25 protein-coding genes and 1 tRNA gene are annotated in these 23,894 nt (G+C 66.7%); 18 read left to right on the top strand and 8 right to left on the bottom strand.

Translation table 11 applies throughout. The features are described from left to right. Positions 1–111 precede the first annotated feature (111 nt). A complete protein-coding gene (locus ABZ457_RS11005) occupies positions 112–864 on the bottom strand; it encodes an ArpA protein (protein ID WP_359156280.1) in 753 nt (250 codons plus the stop codon). A gap of 287 nt (positions 865–1,151) precedes the next feature. Between ABZ457_RS11005 and ABZ457_RS11000 the strand changes: the two genes are divergently transcribed. Continuing rightward, on the top strand, positions 1,152–1,442 hold the full coding sequence (locus ABZ457_RS11000) for a hypothetical protein (protein ID WP_359156278.1): 291 nt from the start codon (positions 1,152–1,154) through the stop codon (positions 1,440–1,442). Between the two features lie 685 nt (positions 1,443–2,127). Then, positions 2,128–2,499: a hypothetical protein gene (locus ABZ457_RS10995; protein ID WP_359156276.1), complete on the top strand. Its 372-nt coding sequence runs from the start codon at positions 2,128–2,130 to the stop codon at positions 2,497–2,499. Between the two features lie 178 nt (positions 2,500–2,677). On the opposite strand, the gene ABZ457_RS10990 is transcribed toward ABZ457_RS10995, so the two are convergent. Together ABZ457_RS10990 and ABZ457_RS10985 are read right to left on the bottom strand one after the other, a co-directional pair. After that, positions 2,678–3,286 carry a hypothetical protein gene (locus ABZ457_RS10990; protein WP_359156274.1) on the bottom strand — a complete coding sequence of 203 codons (609 nt, stop codon included), beginning with the start codon at positions 3,284–3,286 and terminating at the stop codon, positions 2,678–2,680. Then, positions 3,283–3,636 (bottom strand): PadR family transcriptional regulator, encoded by a 354-nt coding sequence (locus ABZ457_RS10985; protein ID WP_359156272.1) that lies wholly within the window; start codon positions 3,634–3,636, stop codon positions 3,283–3,285. Before ABZ457_RS10985 ends, ABZ457_RS10990 begins: the two co-directional genes overlap by 4 nt. A gap of 59 nt (positions 3,637–3,695) precedes the next feature. Between ABZ457_RS10985 and ABZ457_RS10980 the strand changes: the two genes are divergently transcribed. The 4 genes from ABZ457_RS10980 to ABZ457_RS10965 all read left to right on the top strand — a co-directional run bounded on the left by ABZ457_RS10980 (position 3,696) and on the right by ABZ457_RS10965 (position 7,433). Beyond that, complete coding sequence (locus ABZ457_RS10980; protein ID WP_359156270.1) at positions 3,696–4,109, top strand: hypothetical protein; 414 nt, start codon at positions 3,696–3,698, stop codon at positions 4,107–4,109. 194 nt (positions 4,110–4,303) lie between these two features. Beyond that, on the top strand, positions 4,304–5,464 hold the full coding sequence (locus ABZ457_RS10975) for a hypothetical protein (protein ID WP_359156268.1): 1,161 nt from the start codon (positions 4,304–4,306) through the stop codon (positions 5,462–5,464). Further along, positions 5,461–6,156 carry an ABC transporter ATP-binding protein gene (locus ABZ457_RS10970; RefSeq protein ID WP_359156266.1) on the top strand — a complete coding sequence of 232 codons (696 nt, stop codon included), beginning with the start codon at positions 5,461–5,463 and terminating at the stop codon, positions 6,154–6,156. Before ABZ457_RS10975 ends, ABZ457_RS10970 begins: the two co-directional genes overlap by 4 nt. 5 nt (positions 6,157–6,161) lie before the next feature. Beyond that, positions 6,162–7,433, top strand: coding sequence for an ABC transporter permease (locus ABZ457_RS10965; protein ID WP_359156264.1), 1,272 nt, complete (start codon positions 6,162–6,164; stop codon positions 7,431–7,433). A 386-nt stretch (positions 7,434–7,819) separates the two neighbouring features. Here the strand turns inward: ABZ457_RS10965 and ABZ457_RS10960 are convergent, their stop codons facing one another. The 3 genes from ABZ457_RS10960 to ABZ457_RS10950 all read right to left on the bottom strand — a co-directional run bounded on the left by ABZ457_RS10960 (position 7,820) and on the right by ABZ457_RS10950 (position 10,704). Then, positions 7,820–8,722 carry a hypothetical protein gene (locus ABZ457_RS10960; protein WP_359156262.1) on the bottom strand — a complete coding sequence of 301 codons (903 nt, stop codon included), beginning with the start codon at positions 8,720–8,722 and terminating at the stop codon, positions 7,820–7,822. Between the two features lie 65 nt (positions 8,723–8,787). After that, positions 8,788–10,386 (bottom strand): N-6 DNA methylase, encoded by a 1,599-nt coding sequence (locus ABZ457_RS10955; RefSeq protein ID WP_359156260.1) that lies wholly within the window; start codon positions 10,384–10,386, stop codon positions 8,788–8,790. A 244-nt stretch (positions 10,387–10,630) separates the two neighbouring features. Next, positions 10,631–10,704: transfer RNA gene (locus ABZ457_RS10950), tRNA-Met, on the bottom strand. 179 nt (positions 10,705–10,883) lie between these two features. Here ABZ457_RS10950 and ABZ457_RS10945 point away from each other — a divergent pair. Together ABZ457_RS10945 and ABZ457_RS10940 are read left to right on the top strand one after the other, a co-directional pair. Continuing rightward, positions 10,884–11,558: an HAD family hydrolase gene (locus tag ABZ457_RS10945; protein WP_359156258.1), complete on the top strand. Its 675-nt coding sequence runs from the start codon at positions 10,884–10,886 to the stop codon at positions 11,556–11,558. Beyond that, positions 11,555–12,412 (top strand): DUF1932 domain-containing protein, encoded by an 858-nt coding sequence (locus tag ABZ457_RS10940; RefSeq protein ID WP_359156257.1) that lies wholly within the window; start codon positions 11,555–11,557, stop codon positions 12,410–12,412. Before ABZ457_RS10945 ends, ABZ457_RS10940 begins: the two co-directional genes overlap by 4 nt. Positions 12,413–12,449: 37 nt before the next feature. Here ABZ457_RS10940 and ABZ457_RS10935 read toward each other — a convergent pair whose 3' ends face one another. Both ABZ457_RS10935 and ABZ457_RS10930 read right to left on the bottom strand, forming a co-directional pair. After that, a complete protein-coding gene (locus tag ABZ457_RS10935) occupies positions 12,450–13,010 on the bottom strand; it encodes a guanylate kinase (RefSeq protein ID WP_359156255.1) in 561 nt (186 codons plus the stop codon). Continuing rightward, entirely contained in the window at positions 13,007–14,047 is a 1,041-nt protein-coding gene (locus tag ABZ457_RS10930; protein WP_359156253.1) for an AAA family ATPase, read from the bottom strand. Before ABZ457_RS10930 ends, ABZ457_RS10935 begins: the two co-directional genes overlap by 4 nt. A gap of 213 nt (positions 14,048–14,260) precedes the next feature. On the opposite strand from ABZ457_RS10930, the gene ABZ457_RS10925 reads away from it, so the two are divergent. From ABZ457_RS10925 to tyrS, 10 genes are all read left to right on the top strand, one after another. Next, positions 14,261–14,458: a hypothetical protein gene (locus ABZ457_RS10925; protein ID WP_186343726.1), complete on the top strand. Its 198-nt coding sequence runs from the start codon at positions 14,261–14,263 to the stop codon at positions 14,456–14,458. Between the two features lie 305 nt (positions 14,459–14,763). Next, on the top strand, positions 14,764–15,441 hold the full coding sequence (locus tag ABZ457_RS10920) for an HAD family hydrolase (protein WP_359156250.1): 678 nt from the start codon (positions 14,764–14,766) through the stop codon (positions 15,439–15,441). Continuing rightward, positions 15,438–16,439: an alcohol dehydrogenase catalytic domain-containing protein gene (locus ABZ457_RS10915; protein ID WP_359156248.1), complete on the top strand. Its 1,002-nt coding sequence runs from the start codon at positions 15,438–15,440 to the stop codon at positions 16,437–16,439. The genes ABZ457_RS10920 and ABZ457_RS10915 overlap by 4 nt, the downstream gene beginning before the upstream one ends. 17 nt (positions 16,440–16,456) lie before the next feature. Beyond that, the gene (locus tag ABZ457_RS10910) at positions 16,457–17,608 is read left to right on the top strand and encodes a hypothetical protein (protein WP_359156246.1); all 1,152 of its coding nucleotides are present in this window, start codon (positions 16,457–16,459) and stop codon (positions 17,606–17,608) included. Further along, positions 17,602–18,498: a radical SAM protein gene (locus tag ABZ457_RS10905; protein ID WP_359156244.1), complete on the top strand. Its 897-nt coding sequence runs from the start codon at positions 17,602–17,604 to the stop codon at positions 18,496–18,498. The genes ABZ457_RS10910 and ABZ457_RS10905 overlap by 7 nt, the downstream gene beginning before the upstream one ends. Next, complete coding sequence (locus ABZ457_RS10900; RefSeq protein ID WP_359156242.1) at positions 18,495–19,511, top strand: hypothetical protein; 1,017 nt, start codon at positions 18,495–18,497, stop codon at positions 19,509–19,511. The genes ABZ457_RS10905 and ABZ457_RS10900 overlap by 4 nt, the downstream gene beginning before the upstream one ends. Before the next feature lie 93 nt (positions 19,512–19,604). After that, positions 19,605–20,369, top strand: coding sequence for a methyltransferase domain-containing protein (locus ABZ457_RS10895; protein ID WP_359156240.1), 765 nt, complete (start codon positions 19,605–19,607; stop codon positions 20,367–20,369). Continuing rightward, a complete protein-coding gene (locus ABZ457_RS10890) occupies positions 20,366–21,457 on the top strand; it encodes a hypothetical protein (protein WP_359156238.1) in 1,092 nt (363 codons plus the stop codon). The genes ABZ457_RS10895 and ABZ457_RS10890 overlap by 4 nt, the downstream gene beginning before the upstream one ends. Further along, positions 21,454–22,365 (top strand): glycosyltransferase family 2 protein, encoded by a 912-nt coding sequence (locus ABZ457_RS10885; protein ID WP_359156236.1) that lies wholly within the window; start codon positions 21,454–21,456, stop codon positions 22,363–22,365. The genes ABZ457_RS10890 and ABZ457_RS10885 overlap by 4 nt, the downstream gene beginning before the upstream one ends. A 97-nt stretch (positions 22,366–22,462) precedes the next feature. Then, positions 22,463–23,866, top strand: a complete 1,404-nt coding sequence (gene tyrS / locus ABZ457_RS10880) for a tyrosine--tRNA ligase (RefSeq protein ID WP_145503458.1) — start codon at positions 22,463–22,465, stop codon at positions 23,864–23,866. Positions 23,867–23,894: the final 28 nt, after the last annotated feature.

Genomic DNA, 23,894 nt, shown 5'->3' with positions numbered 1-23,894 from the left:
ACACGCGGGCCCGGTCCGGTCCGGCGTCCGTGCTTCAGGGGGAGGTGGCCGGCGATGTCGCAGCGGTCGCAGCCGCCATGGCTGTCGCGGCTGTCGCACCGGCCGGGCGCATCAGGTGAACATCGCCTGCATGGTCTCGTGGGTGGCCGTCTTGGCCTGGTCCTTCTCGCTGCCCCAGCAGGTGTTCAGGATGATCCGCGTGCGGTCGGCGTTCAGCGGGATGGTGCGGTGCAGCGTGGTGTCCGAGCGCAGGAAGTACATCTCGCCGGTCGCGTGCGGGTAGGTGCTGATCGGGTGCTGCGCGAGGTACTCGTGGACGCGCGGGTCGTCCTTGTTCCAGTCGGTGTGCGGGATGGCCTGGAGCTGGCCGCCGAACTCCGCCTCGGGCGCCTCGATGATCCAGATGACGGTGAAGCTGAAGTCGCCCCAGTGCCAGCCGTGGGTGTCGCCCTGCTTGTGCTGGCGGATGAGGACGTACTTCTCCTCGTCCCACGGGCAGGGCAGCACCGGCTCGGCGGCGATACGGGACAGGGTGCCCATCATCGCCTCGGAGTTGTAGACGGTCCGGACCAGCTCGCTGTCCTGCTCGATCGCCTTCTGGCTCACCGTGCTCATGTAGCGCGGGGAGTTGCTGGTCTCCTTGAGGTGGATGTCGATGCGCTGCTGGTGGAGGTCGAGCAGGCGGTGGCACTCCTTCGTGACCTTCTGGAACAGGTCCTGGGACACGAAGTTCGGCAGCTTCACATAGCCGTTGCGCCGGAAGCTCTGCGAGAGCCGGCGCAGGGCGTCGTCGTCGAAGGTGGCCGCGAAGTGGTTCGCGAGCTCCTTCTCGATGCGCGCCGGGGCGATCTCGTCGAACGACATGGGTTCTCCCTAATTCAACGCCGAAGCCCGTTCACCGGTGTCCGGTCGGGCGGGTCGGAAGGGAACGTAGGCAGCGCGGAATCCGGCCGACAACGAGGACGGGCAGCAACACGGGGCCGCTCTGCCGGTGCGCGCGGGTTCTGCCGTGCCACTGCCGCAACTGCCGGTGAACCGCCGCCTGACCGCCTGGCGCCGGGCCCCCTCGTGCGCCACGCTCGCGGAAGGACCGCCCCGTCCGGCCCCGCAGCACCCCGCACCGCCCCTCATCGCCCACAGGAGAGACCGAGATGACCGAACCTCTGGAGCCGGCACACGCCGACGCCGCACGGGACGCACGGCACCGGGTCCAAGCCCTCGTGGACGACCTGACGGCCACGCACGGCGACCCGGCCGACGCCCTCCTCCGCGCTCAGCTCAGCGGATTGCGGACCGTCCTCTGCCTCCTGCGCGCCGGCGAACGCGCCGTCCCCCGCCCCGAACGCCTCACCCTCCTCCGCCGCGCCCGCACCCACGCCCGCAGCACGACGGTCCTCACGTCCTGCGCCCTGGGCGAGACAACCCTGCTCCAGCGGAGCTGACGCGCCGCCGTCCGCCGGGCGCGGACATGCGAGAAGCCCAGGCCACACGCGCCCCGGCGCCGAACATGTCCCACGACTCCGTGACTACGGGAACCCCGGCGGTGTTCTGGGTCCAACCGCCCGAGCCGCGCAGCAGAGCGACGGAACCCGCGTACTCCCCCGAGTCGACGGCTCGCCATGGACGCCCACCAGCACGTCCGCGTGCCGGTCGCTGTTCGCGTCCATGTGGTGCCGGGACGGCAGGGAGAGGTCGGCCAGGACGAGGTACACCGCGACGCGCGGTGCTCGTGGAGCGGCCTATTTCAGGCCACTACAGGCCGCCTCACTGGAGGGTTTCCGGTGAAGTGGGACACATTCAGGATTTGCTGCGCATGGTGGCGCTGCAGCAGCAAATTCCCTTCCCCTCGGGGAGACCTGGGCCGGAGAGCGCCAACCACTACCAGCCAGATGCCGGTTGACGTCCCGGCCTCCTCGATCGCCCCGGCATCCGGCGGGCAATCCGACTCGATCCTCGCCTGCCCATGTCCCCCATATGAAGCCATTCCTCCGCTTCGCGAAAACAAAGGATATGGGTGTTCACCTGGGGCTATAGATGATCATCACCGTGGCAAGATCTCCTCTCGCCGCAGCCAGCGGCACTGCCCGAAACAAAGGAGCACCCATGCGTCGAGGACGAATAGTCAGCGTGGCGGCAACCGCACTCGCCACTGCCGTTCTGGTGGCCACCCCGGCATCCGCCGCGAACGCCAAGTGGAGCGGTGAAGTCGACAGCGGCGGCAAGCTGAAGTACTTCAGCACCCAGCGCACCACCAGCAACAAGGTGATGATTTACGTCGGCCAGGCCCCGTACGGCGGTGTCGGAGTCCAGCTCATCAACTGCCACGACCTGGGCGTCGTCGGCAGCGAGAAGACCATCAACAAGAGCAAGTCGAAGTCCTGGGACGACCTGGGCCGCAAGTGCTTCCGCACCGCGATGAAGCGGGCCGTTCCCAAGGACACCAACGGCATTCTGCCGGGCAGCGGCGTCACCGACCTGTCCGGCAGCATCGACTGGTAGAGCCGGGGACGCGACCGCACGGGACGGGTGCTCGGGCAACGCCAATTTGCCCGAGCACCCCACTGCCCAGTGTGGCAGTCTCCTGCCCGCCCGGACAGGGCGGGCAGGAGATCGCCGCCCGGGCGATTCCTCCGTGGGACTCAGAAGAACGGGCCAGTCATGACCCCGCCCGCGAACCTCAACGGAACATGTCCGTGACGATGTACAGGCAGACCAGGCCGAGGAGCCCCACCGCCCAAGCCGTGGCACGGTTCAGTCGTCGACGCCACGCGGGGTCGCGGTCCAGCAGCCAGCCCGTGGCCACTTGCCCGGCCACCCAGGACAGAGGGAGCAGCACCATCGCACCCATGGTCTCCGAGCCGCCCAGCTGCGGCACCCGCATGACAGCCCCGATGCCATGGTCGATTGCCGGGAGCAGCGGGCCGCCCGCCGAGACCACGTCCGACCCGATGCTGAGGGTCACCGACCAGAGAATCGCCATCAGGTAGAGCGCGGCGACGCCGCGCACGCCGGAGGCGATCCACTCCGCGGGGGTCGGCCAGGTTGTGGAAGACAGCCCCATGAAGCGAAGCTGTCGCGTCGGCGTGCCGGATTCCATGGCCAGTTCGCGTGCATACTCGGCCGGTCCGGGCAGTTCCTCGACGCCGGCCCCCTCATGGAGGTGGGCGGTCAAACCGGCCACAGCCTCGGCCCGCTCCCGGTACGGAAGGGCCAGCAGGCGGTCGTCCACCTCCGCGGCGTAGCGGCGTATCCGGTCGTGCTCGATCTCGCGGCGGGCGGTGTTCATGGGGACTCCCCTTCCGTTCCTTCGGTTTGCGCGGTTCCACCGCTCAGGGCGCTGACGGCGTCCGCCATCTGTGACCACTCCCGTTGGGCCTCAGCGAGGACCTGCCTGCCGTCGTCGCTGAGTTCGTAGTACTTGCGGGCCGGGCCGGAGCTCGATGGCACCAGCCTGGCGACCAGCGCACCGTCCTTTTCCAAGCGGCGGAGCACCCCGTAGACCGATGGGTCGGCAACGTCCCGGAGACCGGCGGCACGCAGCCTCTCCACCAGCTCCAGGCCGTACGACGTCCGCCGCTCCAGAGCCAGCAGGACAGCCAGCTCAAGGACCCCTTTGAGCAATTGACTGGATCGCATGGTTCTATGTATAGCAGAGAACCATGCCTAGAAGGGAAGAGACGATGAAGAGTCGAACCATGCGTCGCGGACCACTGCTCGGGCGCTGTGTGGGGGCACTCGGCCTCGCCCTGGTCCTCCTCGCCTGTGGGGGCCCCGGCTCGGACGAGCTCGACCACTACGATCCGGCTGAGGTGCAGATGCTCCGGGAGCAGGGCCGGGAGAGCGGCCTGGAGGTCACTGACGACATCCTGTTGGAGACCTTGCGTGCCCGGGACGACTGCCGGACCATCAAGACCGCCCTGGATGCCGTGGGCAAGGGCGCACGGTCCGGGCCGGCCTTCGACGGACTGGACGAGCTGAGCCGGCTCAATAAGGAGCGTGGGCAACCCGAGCAGGCGGACTACTTCAAGCAGTTGGCAGACAAGGTCCGGCTCGGGGACGCCCAGGAGGCGCAGGAGTACCACGCGGCCAACTGCGCGGGCGTGAAGTGAGCAGGCGTCGCGCGATGCGGCCCGGGGACACCCAGGGGCCACGCGACAGCTCCAGCAAAGCGAGTGAATCCACCGCGTCCCGCACGCCCGGCGGAGCCGGGATACCGGACGAGGGCCGCACATCGGGTCGGGCGCGAGGGGCCCGCGAAACCCGCAAGCACCGCGGAGACGGCAGGACGCGCCGCCGCAAGGCCGTGGCATCGACCGCGGCGGTATTGACGGCCGCCGCCTGCGCGGCGGTTCTTCTGCCGGCCGACGAGGATCCGCTCGTCCATGCCACGGGACCGTCCGCACCGGTGGAACACACCGTGCAGCAGCGTCCTTTCCGATCCGTGGTGACACTGGACGCCGAGATACGGGCCCAGCAGCCGGTCCTCGTGCACCAGGGCGCGACGGACAAGGCCGAATGGTCCGTCAATGACGGGGACCGAGTGACGAAGGGGCAGCTGCTCGGCACACTCACAACGAGCACCGGTGAACTGACCCTGGAGGACCTCCGGATCTCCCTCGCCGATGCCCGGCAGGAGCGCGCCGACCAGGCCCGGCTTCTCGAACTCGATGTGCGGCAGGCGGAGCAGAGCCTTGCGCGCGCCACCGGCGAAGCCAAGGACAGTGCACGGGGCGAACTCGCCCGCGTGCGGCTGACCTCCCGGCAGGCGTTGGAAAAGCTGGACCTCCAGATCTCCCGGCTGAACACCAAGGTATCGGCCGCCCGGAACAAGATGCGCACCCTGACCGCACCGGTCGCCGGCAAGGTGGTCCGGGATGAGGGCGGAGTCCACATCCAGCCGGACGGCTTCGAGGCGACGGCAGCCGTACCGCCCGTCCTGATGTATCGGCTGGACGCGCCTGAAGCCACCAGGACCTCGGCCGTGGTCAGAGTCACTGGCGGACCCGCCGAATTCGACTGCGGGGCGATCGCCTACCGTGGCGCGCGCCCAGGAGAGCTCACCGAAGCCACGGCAACGCGCGCATCCGCCGAGACCGGCTCCCCGTCAGGAACTCGAGAGAAGACAGCCCCTGACGATGCGGCTCCCCGTGATACATCCATGGGCGAAGATGATCGGCCGGGCATCTCCGCGTCCTGCACGATCCCGCGGAACGTACGCGTCTACGCCGGACTGACCGGCACCCTGGCCATCACCGTGGTCGACCTTCCCAAGGCGATCGTGCTGGACGCCTCGGCCATACGGCTCACCACCGGCGAGAAGGGTCTCGTATCGGTCCGCACCCCGGACGGCAGCATCGAAGACCGGACTGTCTCCCTGGGGGCGACCGACGGCCTCGTCTATGTGGTCGCCAAGGGCCTCCGCCCCGGCGAGACCGCGCTCGCCCGAACCGGGGAGCAACGGTGACCCTGAGCCTGACCGACTGCCACGCAGGGTTCACCCAACCCGATGGCACCCGGCTGAACGTGCTGCGCGGAGTGTCACTGGAGGTGCGCGCCGGGGAGTCCGTGGCGATCCTCGGCCGTTCCGGTTCCGGGAAGTCGACCTTGCTCAACATCCTGGGCGCGCTGACGCCGCCCCAGCGGGGCCGACTGAGCATGGACGGGGTGGATGTGTGGCAGCAGAAGCCCGCAGACGTGGCACGGTTCCGGGGTGCCTCCTTCGGCTTCGTCTTTCAGGACTATCTGCTGATGCCCCGGCACAGCGCGCTCGAGAATGTCGCCCTGCCCCAACTGAACGGCTCTGTCAAGGAGTGGCGCGGCCGTCACCGGCGGGCCCGCACTCTGCTGGAATCCGTGGGTCTGGGAGACAAGACCTCGGCCCGGCCGTCCGAACTTTCCGGTGGGCAGCAGCAGCGGGTGGCGATCGCCCGCGCCCTGATGCGGTCCCCACGCATCGTTCTGGCGGACGAACCTACTGGCGCCCTTGATCCCGACACCGGCAACGAAATCATCGGCCTGCTGCTGTCGCTCGCGCACGAACTGGGGAAGTCGCTGGTCCTGGTGACCCACGATCTGGAGATCGCAGGACGGTGCAGCCGGAGCATCCACCTGGTCCGGGGCGAGATCGCCGCCGGGGCGCAGGTCACAGGAAGGTGACGGCGATGTGGAAGAGAATCCTCTCTGTCAGCCTTCAGGAGATTCGGGTCAACCGGCTGCGCTCGGTGGTGACAGGGCTGTGCATCTGCGTGGCCGTCACAGCCTTCTCTCTGGTGATGCAACTCGGTCAGGGGGCGCAGCAGGAGGTGACCGAGACGGTCGAACTGACCCAGGGCCGTTCGGGCACCTGGCGGGTCACAGGCACGGGCGCGCCGCCCGAGGTGCTCCTCCGCAGCGGTGCCCGGGCAGCGAAAGAGCCGGGCGGCCGGGTCGAGTCGTGGGGACGAGCCATGCGCGTGGGCGAGGTGAAGGCCACCGCGACCGCGAGGAACGCGGCTGTCGGGGGGCCGGAGACCGTCCTGTCCTTGCTGGCCGTGGACCCGTCGATCACGCTGGTGGCCCCGGCCCCGGTGAACGCAGGCCGCTGGCTCGACGATCACGACACACGTGATGGGTCGGTGCCCGTGGTGCTCGCGCCCGGCGCAGCGAAGGCCCTTCTGTCGGATGGTGGTGGCCGGAACCCCGAGGCGCTGGTCGGAGGGGAGCTGGCAGTCCCCCGTCCGACCGGGCTGCGGCTGCGGATCGTGGGCATCGCATCGGACGGACCGCTCGTGCGGTTTCAGTCGGAGGGAAACATCGGCTTCGTACCGCTGCACACCTCTCAGCCCAGTGGCCTGCATCCCGCGCTCGCTGCTGTCGCGAGCCGGACGGATACCGTACAGACCTATCTGCTTGCACGCGGGGCGGATTCCGGCGCGGCCCAAGAGGTGACGGCCGCGGGGCAGAAACGGATCATCGCGGCAGCCGGCCACCCTGGGGCTCAGGTGACGGCAGAACGCGTGGACCGCGCCGACGACTTCGCTGCAGCCACCCGCTCGTTGACCACCGTGCTCGGCGTCATCGGAGCGGTCGCCCTCGCCGTGGGTGTGCTCGGTGTGGCGAACGTCAGCTTGATGAGCGTCCGCGAACGTACTCAGGAATTCGGTCTGCGTAGCGCGCTGGGAGCCTCACCAGCAGTGATAGCCTGGCTGGTCCTCACGGAAACCGCGCTGGTGATCCTTGCCGGCGGAGCGGCCGGTGTGCTGCTGGCCGGCGTCCTCTCCCGAGCCGCCGGTGCGGCGCTCGGCAGGTTGCTCGGAGGCTTCCCGATCACACCGATGTCCCTGTCCACCGCCGCGGTGGGCCTGGCGGTCAGCGCCCTCTCGGGCCTACTGGCCGGGTTCCTGCCCGCTCTGCGGGCCCGACGGCTCAGCGTGGTGGATGCGATCCGGCGTTAGGACGACACTGCCACACCAGGGGGTTGCCGTTGAGGGTCGGAAGGGCGATCGCGGCGTAAGGGACTACGCCGCCTCGCTCGCCGCCGGGCGCCGGTGGAATTGCCCCCCGACACCACAGAACCCCAGATCACAATCAAGGTGACCTGGGGTTCTCTCTTGAGCCGCCTTCGGGATTCGAACCCGAGACCTACGCATTACGAGGGCTCGCGGGGTCGTGACGGGCGGTGATTCGTGATCATGTCTGATCCAGTTTTGCCAGGTCAGAGACTTGCCGAGCTCGGCGACGTGACGCCCGGTCCAACGAGTGCTGGACCGTCCGCTCACGCATCGCTCACGCACATCAGTGCCCAGCCCACCGCAGCAGCAGCAATGAGATTGCCCGACAGTCACTCAACGTCGTCAACCTCATCTTCAAGATCTTCCACCGCCGCAGCGACGCTCGACATGAAGATGTGATGCTTGTCGTCGTTCGCCAGATAGGTCACCAGGTTCTCGCGCAGCCGCTGCGTCCCCAGGTAGTAGTCCCGAAACGCCTTCGAGACCTCGTCTGCCGCTTCGCGACTCGGAGGGACAGGGATGCGAATTTCCCGATACCGTCGGCCCACATCTTCACGGTTTGTCTGCATGAAGACGACGCGATCCCACTGCCGGCGCACCGCCTTCAGCGTCATTGCCCACAAGAGATAGAAGTTGTCGAAGGAAGCGGACTCCGAGGCCCGCAGCACCAGCACCTCCTTGGTCAGCACGACCCTCTCTTGCCCCGGCATGATTACCGCAAAATCGCCGATATTCTTGCTGGTGCGGATCGGGGTGATCAGGTCATACTCTTCAAGCCCGGATTCACTCCCCTTCCAGAAACGCTCGGCGACCACATCCGGCACACGATTCGTCGGATTGATATTCACCTGCCCGGCGCGAATATCGGAGACTTTGATGTAAGGGACGTGCCCAGTTCGAAAATCTGCTGACGGGCTTCCATGTCCATGCATCGAGACCAGCAGCCCATTGTCAACCAATTCTCCGATAGAAGCGCTCGTGAAATCCCCCATCTCCGGCGCATCCATAAGCGTGAAGAAGTCACGCACTGAACGTTCATCGAAATAGTTTGGAACGGCAATCAGCTGCTCGGTAAGTTCACTCTTATCTACCCAACGACTCGTTTCCGTCGTACCGAACTCGTCCACCAGGGCAGTAACGTCTGCGGCGATCTGGTCGTCGATTACGTCTGTTCGAGTTCCAGTATCAGCAGCAACGACGAATAGATCCTCGCCATCCTTGTTGATACCCACGGTCGGGGCGTAAGAGACGAATACCTGACCTTCACGAAACCAAGCGGGCCTATGCACCATGGAAATCACTTCTTCTCAAAGACGTAGAAGTTGGTCTTCGCTCGACAGAACCCTTGAAACGCTTCCATGGGAATATTGAGGACGCCCCGCAGGGTGAACCGGTCACTCAGCCATTCTGGTAGCCATTTATATGTGGGCGAAAAGAAGTACGTTTCCGGCAAGATAATCCCGAGCCTACCCCCCTTCATCAGGAGTCTGTGCGCGCGCTCAAGAAAGACGAGGCCAATTTCGAGATCCGCATACTCACCCGGCTTCCGATGTGCTGCGGCCGCGATACTGTAACCGTTACGGCGCGCATCAATCTTGCTGACCTTTAGATTCTTGCCGAAAGGCGGGTTTGTGATCACCACAGTGAACGACCCGTCGCTGAGAGGCCGCTCAAGCTGAGGGTAGTCCTTTGCCCACCTGTCCTCCCTTATCGAATCGCCAATGTGCACATTGACAGATCCGTCGCCAAGCCCCACCATAATCGCCCGGGTAAGCTTGACGTTAATGGAGTCTTTGTCCACCCCATAGACGTTCCGGTGCGCCCAAGTTCTCGCTGCAGCGGCAGAGTCACCAGCAGGAATGCGATCGACCAACGAAAGGAACGCTTCGGTGAGAAACCCGCCCGTTCCACATGCTGGGTCGATAATCCTGTCTTCCAGGCGAATATCCATCATTTTGACGGCGGCAGCGATTACGCGTTGGGGGGTGAAGTACTGCCCTTCCCCCGCCTTCAGGTTCGCCCGGCGAAACACCTGAAAGGCGGAAGAAATCGCCTCAGGACCCACATCATTAAGGTTCAAATTGGAAAGCTCATACACCGCTTCCTGAATGGTGTGATCGTCTAGCTCGAGGGCACCTTCCCGATGGTCAGCAAAAACTTCTGGTCGAAAATTCTTAAGGGCATCGAACTGTGCCCTCATCGCCTTACCTGTCGCGGCTTCCCCACCCTGAGAGAGCTGGAAAGCGACCGGCTTGCTGGGGTCATACGACGCGTTTGAATCCGACTCCAGCTTAAGTAGCAGGAGGTTGCAAAGTTCGTTAAGTTGCGCTTCTGAACGAGTCGATCGACTATCTCTCGCGACTACGACGTCCAATAGTCGACTAAAGATTGATCGCAGCTGACCATTCTTTGGCGTAACCAAGTCGCTGAATGTCAACGGCTTCTCGGAGGGGCGCGTAAACCCTTCTCCAGGCTGTGGCAGGCCACGGTTTCGGACATGCTGAAACCTGCCGTCGGCCAACTTATAGACCCTGACGTTATCGGAACCATTGGTCCAATAACCCATACGCGCACGTGGCTCACGGCTGAGGTAGATCTCGAGCTGTGAAATGCCAGCATCGATCGTAGGCTGCTTGAATTCACAGATGACCAGGAGGTGTTCCCAATCACCTGCATTCCGCACGTCATCGAAAATGGCCAGATCGACAGGCCAACCAGCGAAGGACTTTCCATCCTCCCGCTTCGCAGCGTCGTGGGGTGACTGCGGTACGCGCCATTCAGGCTTCCACTGCAGCTGGCCCGAATCCCAACCTGCCTCCATGAGGCTCTTGAGCACCGGCACCCGCACCTGCTGGTGCTCGGGGCCGCTGGGAGTACGCGTAGAGTCATCCGTCACGGCACAACCTTAGCCGCTCGTCGCAAATCGCCGCCGCCAACCGCGAGTGCGTCCCGGGCGTCCCGGGGCGCGCAGGCCCCGGGCAAGATCGGGTCACGGGTTGGGGAGACCTTCGGGAGTGGCCGATGCGGAGCGCATGTTGTCATTGGGTAGACACCACCCGGCCCATCCGATGAAACAACAGACGGCCGAACCCATAACTAGCAAGTTCGGCCGTCCAGGATGCCTTCAGACATCACACTCGTAGCGGGGACAGGATTTGAACCTGCGACCTCTGGGTTATGAGCCCAGCGAGCTACCGAGCTGCTCCACCCCGCGTCGGTGCCCCAACCATACGCCATGTTGGCACCGACGTTGGTCCCCTCTCCCGGGAGACAGGTCGGTGCCAGCCACAACTCTGTTCAGTCTTGGGGATGTAGCGCCGTCTCCCCCTGTGACCGTAGGGCCTGGCAGTGGCCTCGAGCACAGAGCTGACCGTCGCGCGTAGGGTGCGAGATGTGCAGCGCCTCCTGGTTCTCTTCGACCTCGACAACACACTCGTGGACCGGCGGGGAGCACTCGTCGACTGGGTCACCGGCTTCGCCACCCGCCATGGCCTGGAGGCCGAGGAACAGAGGTACGTTCTGAGCCTCGTGGCTAAGCAAGCGTATCCGTCCACCTTCGACGCAATCCGCAGCCGGTACCGGCTGGCCATGTCGACTGCAGAGCTGTGGCACACGTACTGCACCGACATCGCGGCCTTGGTGTCGTGCCAGGCGGGGGTCCTCGACGGCTTGGAGGAGTTGCGTGCGGCCGGCTGGCGGGTCGGGGTGGCGACCAACGGTGCGGCGGATATCCAGCGCGCCAAGCTGCGGGCCACCGGTATCTCCGAGCGCGTGGACGGCGTCTTCGTCTCCGAGGAGGCCGACGCGCGCAAACCGCAGACCCGGCACTTCGCCCTGGCGGCGGCCCGCTGCGGCACGGTGCTGGGCGACGGTGGCTGGATGGTCGGGGACAACCCGGTCAACGACATCGGCGGCGGACGATCCGCGGGGCTGCGCACCATTTGGATCGGCGACGGCCCCTCCTGGCCGCCGGACGATCCCGAGCCGGACCACGTAGTGCCGCATGCACGCGCCGCCATCGACCTGTTGCTTTTGCACTCCGCCGACCACACAAGGACCGCAGCATGACGAGCACTGTTGGGCTGTTGCACCCCGGCAGTATGGGATCCGCCTTCGGCGCCCAGCTGCGCGCGAGAGGCAACATCGTGCTGTGGTGCCCCGACGGACGCAGCGACACAACCCGCCGCCGGGCCGAGCACGCGGGCCTCGAAGCCGCGGCGCTGCCCGAGCTTGTCTCCCGGTCCGATGTGCTGCTCTCCCTGTGCCCTCCCGCCGCAGCGGAGGACACCGCCGGCCAGGTAGCCGAGCTCGGCATGTCCGAAGCGGGCACGATCTATGTCGACGCGAACGCCGTCTCGCCGTCGCGCGTGGTGAATATCGCCGATCGCCTGGCCCCGATGCCGGTCATCGACGCAGCGGTGGTCGGATCGCCTCCGGTGGGCGGCAAGTCCCCGACGCTCTACCTTTCCGGCGCCGTCGAACAGACCGACCGGATCGGCGAGCTTTTCGCCGGCACCGACGTGCACACCCACGTCCTGGGCGACTGCATCGGCAAAGCCTCCGCACTCAAGCTCGCGTACTCCAGCTACCAGAAGGTCTCCCGGGTGCTGGCTGCCGTGGCCTACGGGGCGGCGGACACGTACGGGGTCGCGGACGAGCTGCTGCTGATCGCGGCCAAGCGCACCCGCAGCTACCTCGTGGAGACCGACTACATCCCCAAGACCGCTTCTCGTGCCTGGCGTTGGGGCCCAGAGCTTGAGGACGCGGCGGCCCTTCTCGCCGACGCCGGGTTGCCGGACTCCCTTATGCACGCGGCTGCCGCGACGCTTGCCCGGTGGGACGGGAACAGAGACGAGCGGCTGGAGATCGCTGAGGCCCTGGAAGCTCTGCGCCTTGAGCGGGACCCGGACAACCCGAGTTGAGCAGGTCGCATCCGCGCGGGCGCTGACGTCCTGGCTGTCAGGAGCGAGGGGGCGTGGTGCGGACGATGTCGTCGATCCTCTGTGCGGTTTCATGGGGTGCCGTCGCGTCCGTCTCCACGCGCAGTTCCCATTGGGCTCGCGGGTGAGCCGCAAGGTCGGCCTGAGTGGCGTCCCAGGCGGCCAGCCGGGCCGCCGTGTCGGTGTCACCGCGCTGTGGTGAGCGGCGAGCGGTGGTCTCCTTGGAGCACCACAGAAGAACGCGCACCCAGCGCGCCGGGTAGAGGGCGGTCACCTGCTCCATCCCCGCCATCTGGCCGAGGTGGACGACGGGGGTCTTGCCGCCCTCCATGGCCTGGTCGAGGCCGGGGCGGTCGACGACGTAGATGTTGCCGTACCGGTCGTTGCGGTAGATGACGTCGCCGCGTGCCTCTAGGGCGGTCAGCTGCTCTGGCGTACCCATCCGGTAGCCCTGAGTCTTCCCGGTCCCGATCTTCAGCCGGGTGAACAGCACATATCGCTCGTCGAGTTCGGCGAGCGCCGCCGTGATCGTGTCCTTGCCCGCCGCCGGCGGCCCGTACAGCAGGACGCCCTGCCTCACTGGAACACCGTCCCGAAGACCTGGCGCACCTGGTCCGTGAGCGATATCGCGGAGCCGAGCCGGTTGTCGACAACCAAGTGCGGTACGACGGGCCGAAGCTCAAGGTTGATCCCGGCAGCGTAGGTGTCCCAGTTCTGGAGTTTCCAGCTGTCCCGGGCTGCGGACCGGAAGCTGATGTACTCGTGCATCGTGTCGAGGTCGCACTGAATCCAGACGACGGCCACGGAGACGCCGCGGGCTTCGCAGCGGTTGATCAAGCGTCGCATCCACCGAGGGTCGGTGGTCTCGGCGATGAAGGGCGCGGAGAGGACGGTGCTGATCGCGCAGTCGACGTTCGCGTACGCGGTCTCCAGCAGGCACTGGTACTCCAGCGGGCGGACCTTCTCCCGGTAGAGGTCGGTGTGCCGGTCGTTGGGCTCGCTGCCCATTTCCACAAGGAGGCGCTCGACGAGCGGGCGCGTGATCGGGTCCTTGTCGAGGACGGGCCATCCAGTGAGTTGCGATACGAAGCGGGCGAACTCCGACTTCCCGCTGCCCGCGTAGCCTCCGACCATCATCAGCGTCGGCCGGTTCGGATCACCGCCGGTGTGACGCCGCTTCCAAGCGTCGAGGATTCGCTGCTGGACGCCCACGCCGTCGGCGTCCTCCGCGCTCGGCGCCAGCTGGTGCAACGCCCGTTCCACGGCCAGGACGTGGGCGCCGTTCTGCGGTTCGCTCGACGCGGTGAACTTGAGCTTCGTGGCCTCGTCGGGCAGTGCGCTACGGAAGCCGAGTTCGGGCTCGGTCGCACGGTACAGAAGGCAGTACGCGCGACGGTAGTGCGGTCCGGGATAGACCTCTCCCTGCTCGTGCTGCCACAGCGTCTGAAAGTTGGCCGCCGGCACCGTGAGCCCCGCAGCCCGGGCCACCTCGCGCAACTGCTCGCCCGCGCCTTCGAGCGTCAGGCCGTGAGCTTCGCGTTGTTGTCTCAACTTGTCCGGGCGCCACCCCGGGCGACTCTTACCCACCGCGCCTACCGCCTGCCCATCCCTGGTCATGATCCGGAGCCTAAGTCTGCCTGTCATGAACCCGTGTGTAAGCGGATGTTGAAAAGTCAGGTCGGCCAGCCATGAGCTGCTGATGAGCAGCTTCAGGAACGGCTTGTGATACTCCGCACAGCTCCGAGCCGCTGTCATGGTCACACCGACGCGGGTCGTCCCAGTAGCCGCCTCGGTCTCCACTATTCGTCCGAGATCGAAGGGGGCTCCGCAGTGGCTGTCGATGTTGCTGTCCTGCTGCTCCTCGGCATCGTGATCGTCTTCTTGTGCCGCGGAGGTGGGCTCAAGGCGGGTCACGCCGTTGTGTGCGCTGTTTTCGGTCTGTATCTCGCCGAGACCCACAACGTCGGCCCGTTCGCGAAGGACGTCACGGCGTCGATCGCCAGCTTGCTGTCAGGGCTACGGCTGTGAGCGCGCCGACGGCATCGCCGGGCCCTGGCGACCCAGCGCGGCCTCGACCTGGTGGCAGTCAAGTCCTCCTTCCTCGTCTGTCGGACATCCGAGAAAGCGTCATCTGGCCGCAGCCCAGCCAGCCGGAGAGTTCGGTTCTGCACGAGATCACCGATCTACCGATGGGCCTCACCATGCGCTATCAGCCGACGGGCACCTCCATGTCGACGAGCCTGTCCGCGCCCGCCACACATCCAATGGGCGACGTACTGCTTGGCCCTTCACCGCAGCGGAGTTCTACTGCTCCGGCTCCACGCCCGACCGCAGTGATACTCGATCTATTCGGCACGCTCGTCGCAGCCCCGAGTGTGGTCGAGCGGAGGGCAGCCGCTGCCCAGTTCGCTGCGATCCTGCGCGTATCCCCGGCGATCGCCGAGTCGGTGCTGTCCGACAGTTGGCAGGCGAGGCACGACGGGCAGATGGCGTCCACCACCGAGGTGGCGGTTCACCTCGTCACCCGATGCGACGCCTCCGCTGCCTGTGTGGATGAGCTGGAAGTGCTCCTGGCCCGACTCGCCCATGTCCGTCTCCAGGCCGATGCCTCCCTCCTGCGGGCACTGGAGCAGCTTCGGCGCGGTGGCATCAGGCTGGCCGTCCTCAGCGACGCGTCCCCGGACATCGCCGAAGCGTGGAACGCAAGCGACCTCGCGCCACACTTCGACGCTGTCGTGTTCAGCTGCCGGGCGGGGGCGGTGAAGCCCGACCGTCTGCTCTTCCGCGCGGTCCTCCGAGACCTGGCTGTCGCCCCGCAGCAGGCCCTCTACTGCGGCGACGGCGGCGGTGACGAGCTTGGCGGCGCAGAGCGGGCCGACATGCGTGCCGTGCGCGTGGAGCGTCGGGGCGGGCCGAGTGGCCTCGCGTTCGGCGAGACCGCCTGGTCCGGCAGGGCGATACCCAATGTGGAAGCTCTCCCCACCTTGTTGGACAGATGGGGGCAGCGATGACCGGCCCGTACGCGTGGGCGGTTGCGAACGGAGTCCTCTGCCGACTTCCCGCTCCGGTCGCCATGTCCTCGGCACCCGACACGACGCTCGTCGAGACACGCTTCTCAGGGTTGTGCGGAAGCGACGTCGCGAAGCTCAATCACCCTTGGCAAGGACAGTTGCCGGAACCGTGGTACCCCGGGCACGAGATCGTCGGTGTCGACACGGAGACAGGTGGCTGGGTCGCAATCGACCCGCTGGTCTCCTGCCGGTCGTGCCACTACTGCGACCGAGGCCATGTCCACCTCTGCCCACGACTCCAGCGCATCGGGTGGGATCTTCCCGGAGGTCTCACCGACTGCGTACGGGCGCCCCGCGACAGCATCGTCCCGCTTCGCCACCTGCACGATCCCGCGCACGGAGTCCTCGCCGATCCGATGGCGGTGGCCCTGCACGGAGTCCGCTGCGGGCTACGTGTGCCCATGGGGCGGCTCGGCATCATCGGGGGCGGCGTCCTTGCGGTGTGTACGGCCATCTGTGCGGCAGAGGCTGGGTGGGACGTGCACATGCTGGTCAGGGAACCCTCGCGATCGCATCAACTGCGCTACGTCCTCGACCGGCACATCACTCTCCACTCTGCCGAGCTGCCGGCGTGCGACGCCGTGGTGGACGCGGCGTCTGGTCAGAGCGATGCCCCCATACGCCAGGCGCTGAGGGCTGTTCGTGGCGGGGGAACGGTTCTCGTCCAGAACGCCTACGCGCCCCGCGTCGTTCTCTCGGTCCCCCTGCGGGATGTCTTCCGTCGCTCGATCACCCTGCGCGGCTCCTTCTCGTACTGCCGCGCGGACGGCCAGAACGACTTCCGAGACGCCATCGACGTGATCGCCAAGGGCGGCGACTGGGCCGCCCTCATGACCCGAGACCGATTCCCCCTCGGCGAACTGCCGCAGGGACTGGCGGCCCTGAACAACGAAACCCGCCCTCGCCCCTTCAAGGTCCTGCTCACATCCGACACGTGACGGAAGGAGCCCACGCCATGGCGGTCACAAAGCCATTGCTGGCCCACAAAATCAACTCGCCTGCCGACATTCCACCCCAGGACGTCCACGCCGGGATCACGCGCATCCTCGCCTTACCGGAGGGCCACACGCGCGACGTGATGCTGGGAAGCGTCCTGACGGGACTGCTCCTGCGGGGGCCACGGTTGGAGGAGATCGAGGCCGCTGTCCAGGCCGCGACCTCCCTGGACCGAAGCAGCTGGGACTTCCACCAGCCGCCGGAGGGCATGCGGTTCGTCGGCTACACGGGCAGCGGGAAGAAGACTTTCAAGACGATCAACCTCAGTACCGCGGCCGCGCTGGTGGCGGCCACCGGGGGAGCACACGTCGCCAAGCTGGGATCGCGCAGTGCGTCGTCGAAAACCGGGTCCCGCGACTTCATCGACCTCGTGGGGGCGACGAGCGACACGGTGCCGCACCAGGAGATGGTCGACATCACGGCGGAGACCGGCTTCGGGTTCTTCTCCATCGAGAACCGCGTGCCCGAGTTCGACCGCCGCTACGGCGGCAGGTTCCAGGCCGTGCACGCCCTCAGCCTGGCGTTCCCTGCTCTCCTCAGCCCGGTCACCTGTTCCGCCTACGTGTACGGCCTTTCACACCCTGCGGTCGGCGCTTCCGCCCGGCTGCTCTCCAGACTCGGCCTGCCCGACGTGACCGTCATCAACTCCAGCCTCGGCAAGGCGGTCCAGGTAGACGAACTGATCCCCGGAAGCACCGTGCGAGCCTGCCGCATCAACGCCGACGACGAGGACCTGACCTTCAACGACGAGGTACGCAAGGGCGCGTCCTCGATGCCGCAGGACTTGATGTCCGTCACCCAGCACGAGGACCCTCGGGAGAACGTCGCCGCCGCGATACGCGTAGTGGCAGGCCATGACACCAGTCAGGCGCGGAACGCGGTCGCCCTCAACGCGGCTTTGCTCATGGTGATGTCCGAGGCGGTGCCCACCGTCCAATCCGGCATCGACACGGCACTCACGATCATCGACGCCGGCGCAGGTATGGACACGCTGCAGCAGTTCGTACGCCTCACCGGCGGTGCCCCGGACATGCTCCGCTCGCTCCTTCGGCACGTCACCCCGACAGCCCTCCTGGTCAGCCCTGGCAACAAGGAGAAGACCCCATGCTGACGCACGACGAACTCGCGATCGTTCACCTGGTTCTCAACACCGACTGCAACGCCTGGGACCTGGCCCCGACCAGTGCCTCACCGGGTGTGTGCCGGTTCTGCTACCGGGAGCGCAACCGGGTCAAGACGGACCCGGACACCGTCCGGAGGGTCATCGACCAGGTCCGTACTGAGTCCGAAGCCCACCGTGTCGTGTTCACCGGCGGCGACCCTGTGATGCCCTACGACAACCACCTGGAGGTCGCCCTCCGGCACGCACAGGAAGCCGGCTTCGAAACCAATCTGCACACCAACGGGCTGCTCCTGAGCGACCGTTACGCGGGGGTGCGTGACCACGTGACCCTCTACTCCCTGGCCATCGACGGTCCGGAGGCGGACTCGGCCGACTGGTTCCGCGGGCAGGGCTACTTCGAACGGTTCCGGTCCAACGTCGACTTCCTCGTCGCCGACCGGCGCCGACTCGCCTTCAACACGTTCACCACGGCCGCGTCCGTGCGGGACCTGCCGCGGCTCGCGGAGTTCGTCACCGGCATCGCTGACCGCACGGAGGTCGAGTACTGGCTGATCTCCCAGTACAGGCCCATCGGCCGTGCCAGCGCGGGCAAGGCGGAGCTCTACGGCTTCGAGCGTGATGGCTTCGCCCGGGCCGTGGACGGGGTGCGCGACGCCGTCGCCCCGGTGGAGATCTTCGCCCAGCCCACACGGGCGCCCGAGGACCCGTACCCGTTCCGCGTCTGGGTCCTCGCCGACGGAACGGTCACCGCGGACCTCGGCAGCGTCGCCGCACCTCGCAACGCCGTGATCGGGGACCTGCTGGCCGACGGCTTCGAGCCGCTGGTCCGCCGAGCCTTCGCCCTACGAGAGCAGCCTCAGTTGGAGGGGATCGCATGAAGTTCGACACCGCGTACTACGAGAGCGTCATCGACCAGCACCAGTACGAGCACCTTGGCCTCGGCACCATCGACTTCGCCCTCGCGGGGATGAGCCCTGGCGACCTGCACACGAAGTGGGTGTGCCACACCGGTGCGCGAGAGTTCGCGGACGCCGCCTCTGGGGGTCGGCCGGCGATCGTCACCACGGGCGTCGGGCTCGGCGGCCCGCCGCACGCCGGCACCCTCTTCCAGCTGCTGCGCGCGGTCAAGCTCCAGCAGTGCGGACTCGACGTGCAGATCGTGCTCGGCGACCTCGACTCCTACAACGCGCGTCGCACGCCGCTGGACGCGGTGCGCCGCCTGGCCGACCAGTACGAGGAGTTCGCGCTTGGGCTCGGCTTCGACCCTGGGCGCGGTGTACTGCGTCGGCAGGAGGGCGAGACCGATGTCATGGCCACCGCGTTCCTGCTCTCGCGCCACCTGGACGACGACGACTTCCAGTGGGCCGAGGAGGACCTCGCCGGGCTCTACCGCAACCACGGCGTCTTCGACCACCTCAACTACGGGATGAAGCAGGCCACGTTGCTGATGGCCGCTGACTTCGTGCACTTGCTGCGCGAAGGACGGCACGTGCTGGTGTCACTGGGCGTCGACGAGCACAAGTACGTCGCCCTCGCCCGGCGCGGGGCGGAACGCTGGGGTCTGCCCGCAGACCGGCTGGCCGGCATCTACACCAAGATGATCCCGGGCCTCGGGGGCCTACCGAAGATGAGTAAGAGCATCCCCGGCTCCGGAATCGACGGCTCCATGCCCGCCGAGGACATCAGGGCCCTGTTGGCGGCGGACACCGACTCGGCGCCCTCCGACGACGGGGCGGCCCTGCTCCAGATGTACGCGTGTCTGCCCGAGGTCGGCCAGGCGGAGTACGACCGCGCCTGCGCCGCGCGACGCGCCGGAGGCCGGGAGTGGCGTGTGATCCGCGAGGAGCTCGTCGAGCGGCTGATCACGCTGTTCTCCTGCTGGCCGAAGTAGCAGGCCCCCTCCGAGGGAGCGCCGAACCCGCGGCCAAAGCAGGCCGCGCGCCCTCTGCTGCACCACACACCCGAGCAAGCAAGGAGTCTGACTGTGCACGCGGACACCACGACCACATCACAGCCCCTGACCGGCCCCGATGCCCCGCAGCCGCCGACCGTCTCCGAGTCCTCGCAGCCGCTAGGCGGCCCCGACACCTTCTTCATTCGCTGCGGCTATCGCAGCCGGAGCGAGGTCGAGTACTTCCTTGACGAGACGGACGACACCGTCACCTGGCAGCCCGACGTGTACCCCTACGCCGCCGAACGGGCCAAGGAGCTCGGCCGTGACGTCGTGATCGACATCGGCTGCGGGCAGGCGGGCAAGCTGGCCTCGCTCGCCGCCGAGCACCCCGACTGGACCTTCGTCGGCGTGGACTTCGGGGACAACCTGCGCTGGTGCCACGACAACCACCCCTTCGGACAGTGGGTGGAGGCGGACCTCGAATCGGCAGAGCGGCTGCCGCTCGACCCGGACCTCGTTCGCCGGTCCGTGGTGATCTGCTCCGACGTGATCGAGCACCTGGTGGACCCGGCCCCGGCCCTGTCCCTCATCCTGGGCCTACTGCGGGAAGGCAGCGCTGCTGCGGTCCTGTCCACACCCGCCCGTGAGTGCCGCAGCGGCTACGACACCCCTGGACCGCCGCGCAACCCCAGCCATGTGCGGGAGTGGGCAAGCGACGAGTTCCAGGCGCTGCTGCGGGCGTCCGGATTCGAGATCCACTACGCGGGCCTCACCCGAAGTGACGACGCCTCCAACGGTCTGTCCACCCAGCTGCTCCTCGTCGGCGTGGGAGGGACGGAGGTGGGAGAACAGTGACGGCGGTTCCCCGGTCCAGGGGCCTGCGTGTCGTTCACCTGCCGGCTCGTACCCCGTACGCGTGGAAGCTCCAGAGCCCTGACTTCCACATCCTGAACGGGACAGAGATTCCCACGGGCGAGACTGTGCCAGAGGCGGTCAGCGCCGCATGGCTCCTCGAACACGGCCCTCTCACGTGGCTCGACGTCCTGCACCTGCACCACATCGACTTCGAGGACATCGCCACCCTGGAGCGCCTGCTCGACGCGTGCCTGGGTTACGGGGTCAACGTGGTCTTCACCGCCCATGACACCCGGCCCGTGGTCGGCAACGCCGAAGGCTTCGTGGCGCGGCTGCGGCTGCTCCGATCTGCCGAGGTCAGCTGGGTCTGTCTCACTGAGGGATCCGTCACGAAGCTGACGGATGTCCTCGGCGAGCGGGTCACTGCAACGGTCATCCCCCACGGATACGTCGCTGCCCCGGAGTCGCTGGCTGACCTGGAGCGCGAGGCGAGGGGCCCGGGGGCCAGGTACCTCATGTTCGGTGCCTCCCGGGCCAGCCGGGACCAGTTGTCCACCACGGCCAACTGGAGCCTGGGGATCACGGATCCCCACAGCACGCTCCACGTCCTCCTGCGCGCGTTCAGCCCTGCGGACTTCGCTGACGTTGGCCGCGCCCCGCTGCTCCTTGAGACGGCCCGCCACGATCCCCGTATCCGCCTGACCATGCGCCCGTATCCCACGGACGACGAGGTGGTCAGAGCCGGGCTGGCTTCGGACTCCCTGCTGCTGCCGTACCTCTGGGGGAGTCACTCCGGGCAGCTGGAACTGGCCTTCGACCTGAACCTGCTTCCGGTCTGCTCCCTCACAGGGCACTTGCCCGAGCAGTACGAGCGGCACAAGGGATTCGTCGAGGAACCCGAATGGTTCGATTGGTCGCAGGGGCATCCCAACCTCTTCGGAGAGAAGTTCCTGACCGCGCTGGAGAAAGCGGCAGAACGGCTCGGCTCCAGGCCCCGCCGCCTCGACCGCAAGTTCCTCGACTACAGGACCCAGGAACACAGGACGATCCTGGACGACTACGCCCGCGTGTACGGGGGTGACCGGTGAGCGCCACTCCGCGTATTTCGTGCGTGATCCTGTGCCACAACTACGGCCGATATCTCGACCAGGCCATAACAAGCTGTCTGGAACAGGAGCCTGGAAACTTCGTCCTTCACGAAATCATCGTCATCGACGACGGATCCAACGACGAAACTGAGGAGGTATGCCGTCGCCACGAAATGAACATCAAGGTCATCCGGAGGAGCCAGCAAGGTTTCGGCCGAACCTTGACCGATGCCTTTCTCCTCAGCACAGGCGACTGGGTCGCTCCGCTCGACGCCGATGACTGGTTCCACCCATCGAAGCTACGTACATGCGCCGAGGCGATGACGGGTGAAACGCTGTTCATCGAGCACTGGGAAAACGTCGTCGACTCCAACGGAAACCCCAAGCTGCAAGACCCACACCCGGGCGGAAACACAAGCACGCTGGTGGTCCATCGAGAGGCCGCCCTCAGCCTCCTACCGGTGACCAACGAGATCTTCTTCCACACGCTGCGCGAGGCCAACCGCGGTGCCGTCCTCAAGGACCCGTTGACCTTCTACCGGATCCACTCCCACAGCATGACCGACCGAAGTACGCCCGGCCTTTCGCAGGATTATCGAGCCGAGGTGTGCCTGGAACTCTCGGATCGGCTCCGCATGATGTACGGGAACCCTCCCACCTGGGCGACCTATCGCCAGCTCAAGAGGATCTCCCAGCATTTCCGCGTACTCGCTTCCGGGCACAGAGTGGAATCCGCCCTGCAGAGAAAGAAGCACGTCCCCGCCATGATCTTCCTTCCGGGGATGCTCATCGCCACGCTTCGAGCCCGAGACCCAATAGCCCCGTGGCTCCGCTCCCTCTCCGCTGCGATCGCAGGCCAGCCGCTGGTACAGCTCTCGACGCCCCAGGGCGAGCGGGCTGAAAAGTGATCATTTCGGTGATGCGACGGGGGTGGCGATGATAAAATCGCCGCTTCCAATCCCTACTGGTCAGGCCAGTTGTCCGACCCAGGAGCGTATAAGCGCCATGAGCCGTTTGAGCGAGTCTGTCACCCGTGTCATGCACATCCTCGATGGAGCGGACCTGGGCGCGGACTATACGGCCGCGCAGCTGCTCAGCGAGACAACGGCACGGCGCTCCCTGGACCTCTCCGACCTCTCCCCCGAGGAGCAGGCCGCACTGGTCGAGGGGCGTGCGAACCACCTGATCCCCTCGGCCGCGGTACTCGCCGAGAAGATCGAAGCCGCGCAGGCCGCCGGACGTCCGTTCGTCGTCAAGTACGGCATCGACCCGACCTCGCCCGACGTCCACCTGGGCCACGCAGTACCGATCATCATCGCCAGCCGATTCCAGCGGATGGGCCACCACGTCGTCTTTATCATCGGCGACGTGACGGCCAAGATCGGTGACCCTTCGGGACGGTCCTCGGACCGACCGCCCCTCACCGACGAGGACATCGCCCGCAATCTGAGCGGCTACCAGCAGCAGGTCACGCCGTTCATCGACTTCGAGCGTGCCGACCTGCGCTTCAACGGCGAGTGGCTGAACAAGGTCACCCTGCCGGAGCTCGTCGGAGTCCTCGCCCGGGTGCCGGTCTCCATGTCGCTCCAGCGTGAGGACTTCCGCACCCGGCTGGCCGATGGCCATGGACTGTCCGTCGCCGAGTTCGTCTACTCCGTCGTCATGGCCTGGGACTCCGTGGCCATCGACGCCGACGTCGAACTCGGCGGTGTGGACCAGCTGCTGAACCTCCAGATGTGCCGCAAGGTCATGGAGATCTCGGATCAGTCACCCGAGGTCGTCATCACTACCCCGCTCATCGAAGGCACCGACGGCACGGGCACCAAGATGAGCAAGAGCAAGGGCAACTACGTGGGCCTGACGGCGTCGCCTGATGACGTCTACGGCCGACTGATGTCCATCCCCGACCACCTGACCGAGCCGTACCTCCAGCTGCTCACCGAATGGACGGACGACGAGATCCGCGTGGTCACCAAGCGCCTGGAGGAGGGGACCGCGCACCCGATGGCGATCAAGCGCATCCTCGCCGGCGAGGTGGTGGCCGCCCTCCACGGCTTGGACGCTGCTGCCGCCGCCCGCGCGGAGTTCACGGCACGCTTCTCCAAGCGCTCTTTCGCGGACACCCAGAACCTCCCCGTTATTTCCCTGAAGGACCACGCCGAGGACACGCTCGGGGCGCTGATCAGCCGCACGCTGGACTTCGCTCCCAGCATCTCCGCGGTGCGCCGCGTGGCTCAGCAGAAGGGCCTCCGCCTGATCCGCGAGTCGAACGGAGACCAGCAGCCGACGCCGCTCACGGAGGCTTCTGTTCAGCAGACGCTCGGCGAAGTCGTCGGCGAGATCGGCGCGCTCGAAGGTGCCGAGCTGTACCTCAAGGTGGGCCGCAAGGTCGCCCGCATCGACGTCTGAGACCAGGCTCGGCGCCGACTCACGATCG

Source organism: Streptomyces sp. NPDC005805 (assembly GCF_040630445.1).
Classification (GTDB): domain Bacteria; phylum Actinomycetota; class Actinomycetes; order Streptomycetales; family Streptomycetaceae; genus Streptomyces.
The sequence above is the reverse complement of the archived record's forward strand: the minus strand, read 5'-3'. Positions and strand labels throughout refer to the sequence as shown.

Bases quoted from the DNA above. Each gene is read 5' to 3' on its own strand.
- ABZ457_RS11005 (WP_359156280.1), bottom strand. From the start codon at position 864: ATGTCGTTCGACGAGATCGCCCCGGCGCGCATCGAGAAGGAGCTCGCG.
- ABZ457_RS11000 (WP_359156278.1), top strand. From the start codon at position 1,152: ATGACCGAACCTCTGGAGCCGGCACACGCCGACGCCGCACGGGACGCA.
- ABZ457_RS10990 (WP_359156274.1), bottom strand. From the start codon at position 3,286: ATGAACACCGCCCGCCGCGAGATCGAGCACGACCGGATACGCCGCTAC.
- ABZ457_RS10985 (WP_359156272.1), bottom strand. From the start codon at position 3,636: ATGCGATCCAGTCAATTGCTCAAAGGGGTCCTTGAGCTGGCTGTCCTG.
- ABZ457_RS10980 (WP_359156270.1), top strand. From the start codon at position 3,696: ATGCGTCGCGGACCACTGCTCGGGCGCTGTGTGGGGGCACTCGGCCTC.
- ABZ457_RS10965 (WP_359156264.1), top strand. From the start codon at position 6,162: ATGTGGAAGAGAATCCTCTCTGTCAGCCTTCAGGAGATTCGGGTCAAC.
- ABZ457_RS10940 (WP_359156257.1), top strand. From the start codon at position 11,555: ATGACGAGCACTGTTGGGCTGTTGCACCCCGGCAGTATGGGATCCGCC.
- ABZ457_RS10930 (WP_359156253.1), bottom strand. From the start codon at position 14,047: ATGACCAGGGATGGGCAGGCGGTAGGCGCGGTGGGTAAGAGTCGCCCG.
- ABZ457_RS10915 (WP_359156248.1), top strand. From the start codon at position 15,438: ATGACCGGCCCGTACGCGTGGGCGGTTGCGAACGGAGTCCTCTGCCGA.
- ABZ457_RS10910 (WP_359156246.1), top strand. From the start codon at position 16,457: ATGGCGGTCACAAAGCCATTGCTGGCCCACAAAATCAACTCGCCTGCC.
- ABZ457_RS10905 (WP_359156244.1), top strand. From the start codon at position 17,602: ATGCTGACGCACGACGAACTCGCGATCGTTCACCTGGTTCTCAACACC.
- ABZ457_RS10900 (WP_359156242.1), top strand. From the start codon at position 18,495: ATGAAGTTCGACACCGCGTACTACGAGAGCGTCATCGACCAGCACCAG.
- tyrS (WP_145503458.1), top strand. From the start codon at position 22,463: ATGAGCCGTTTGAGCGAGTCTGTCACCCGTGTCATGCACATCCTCGAT.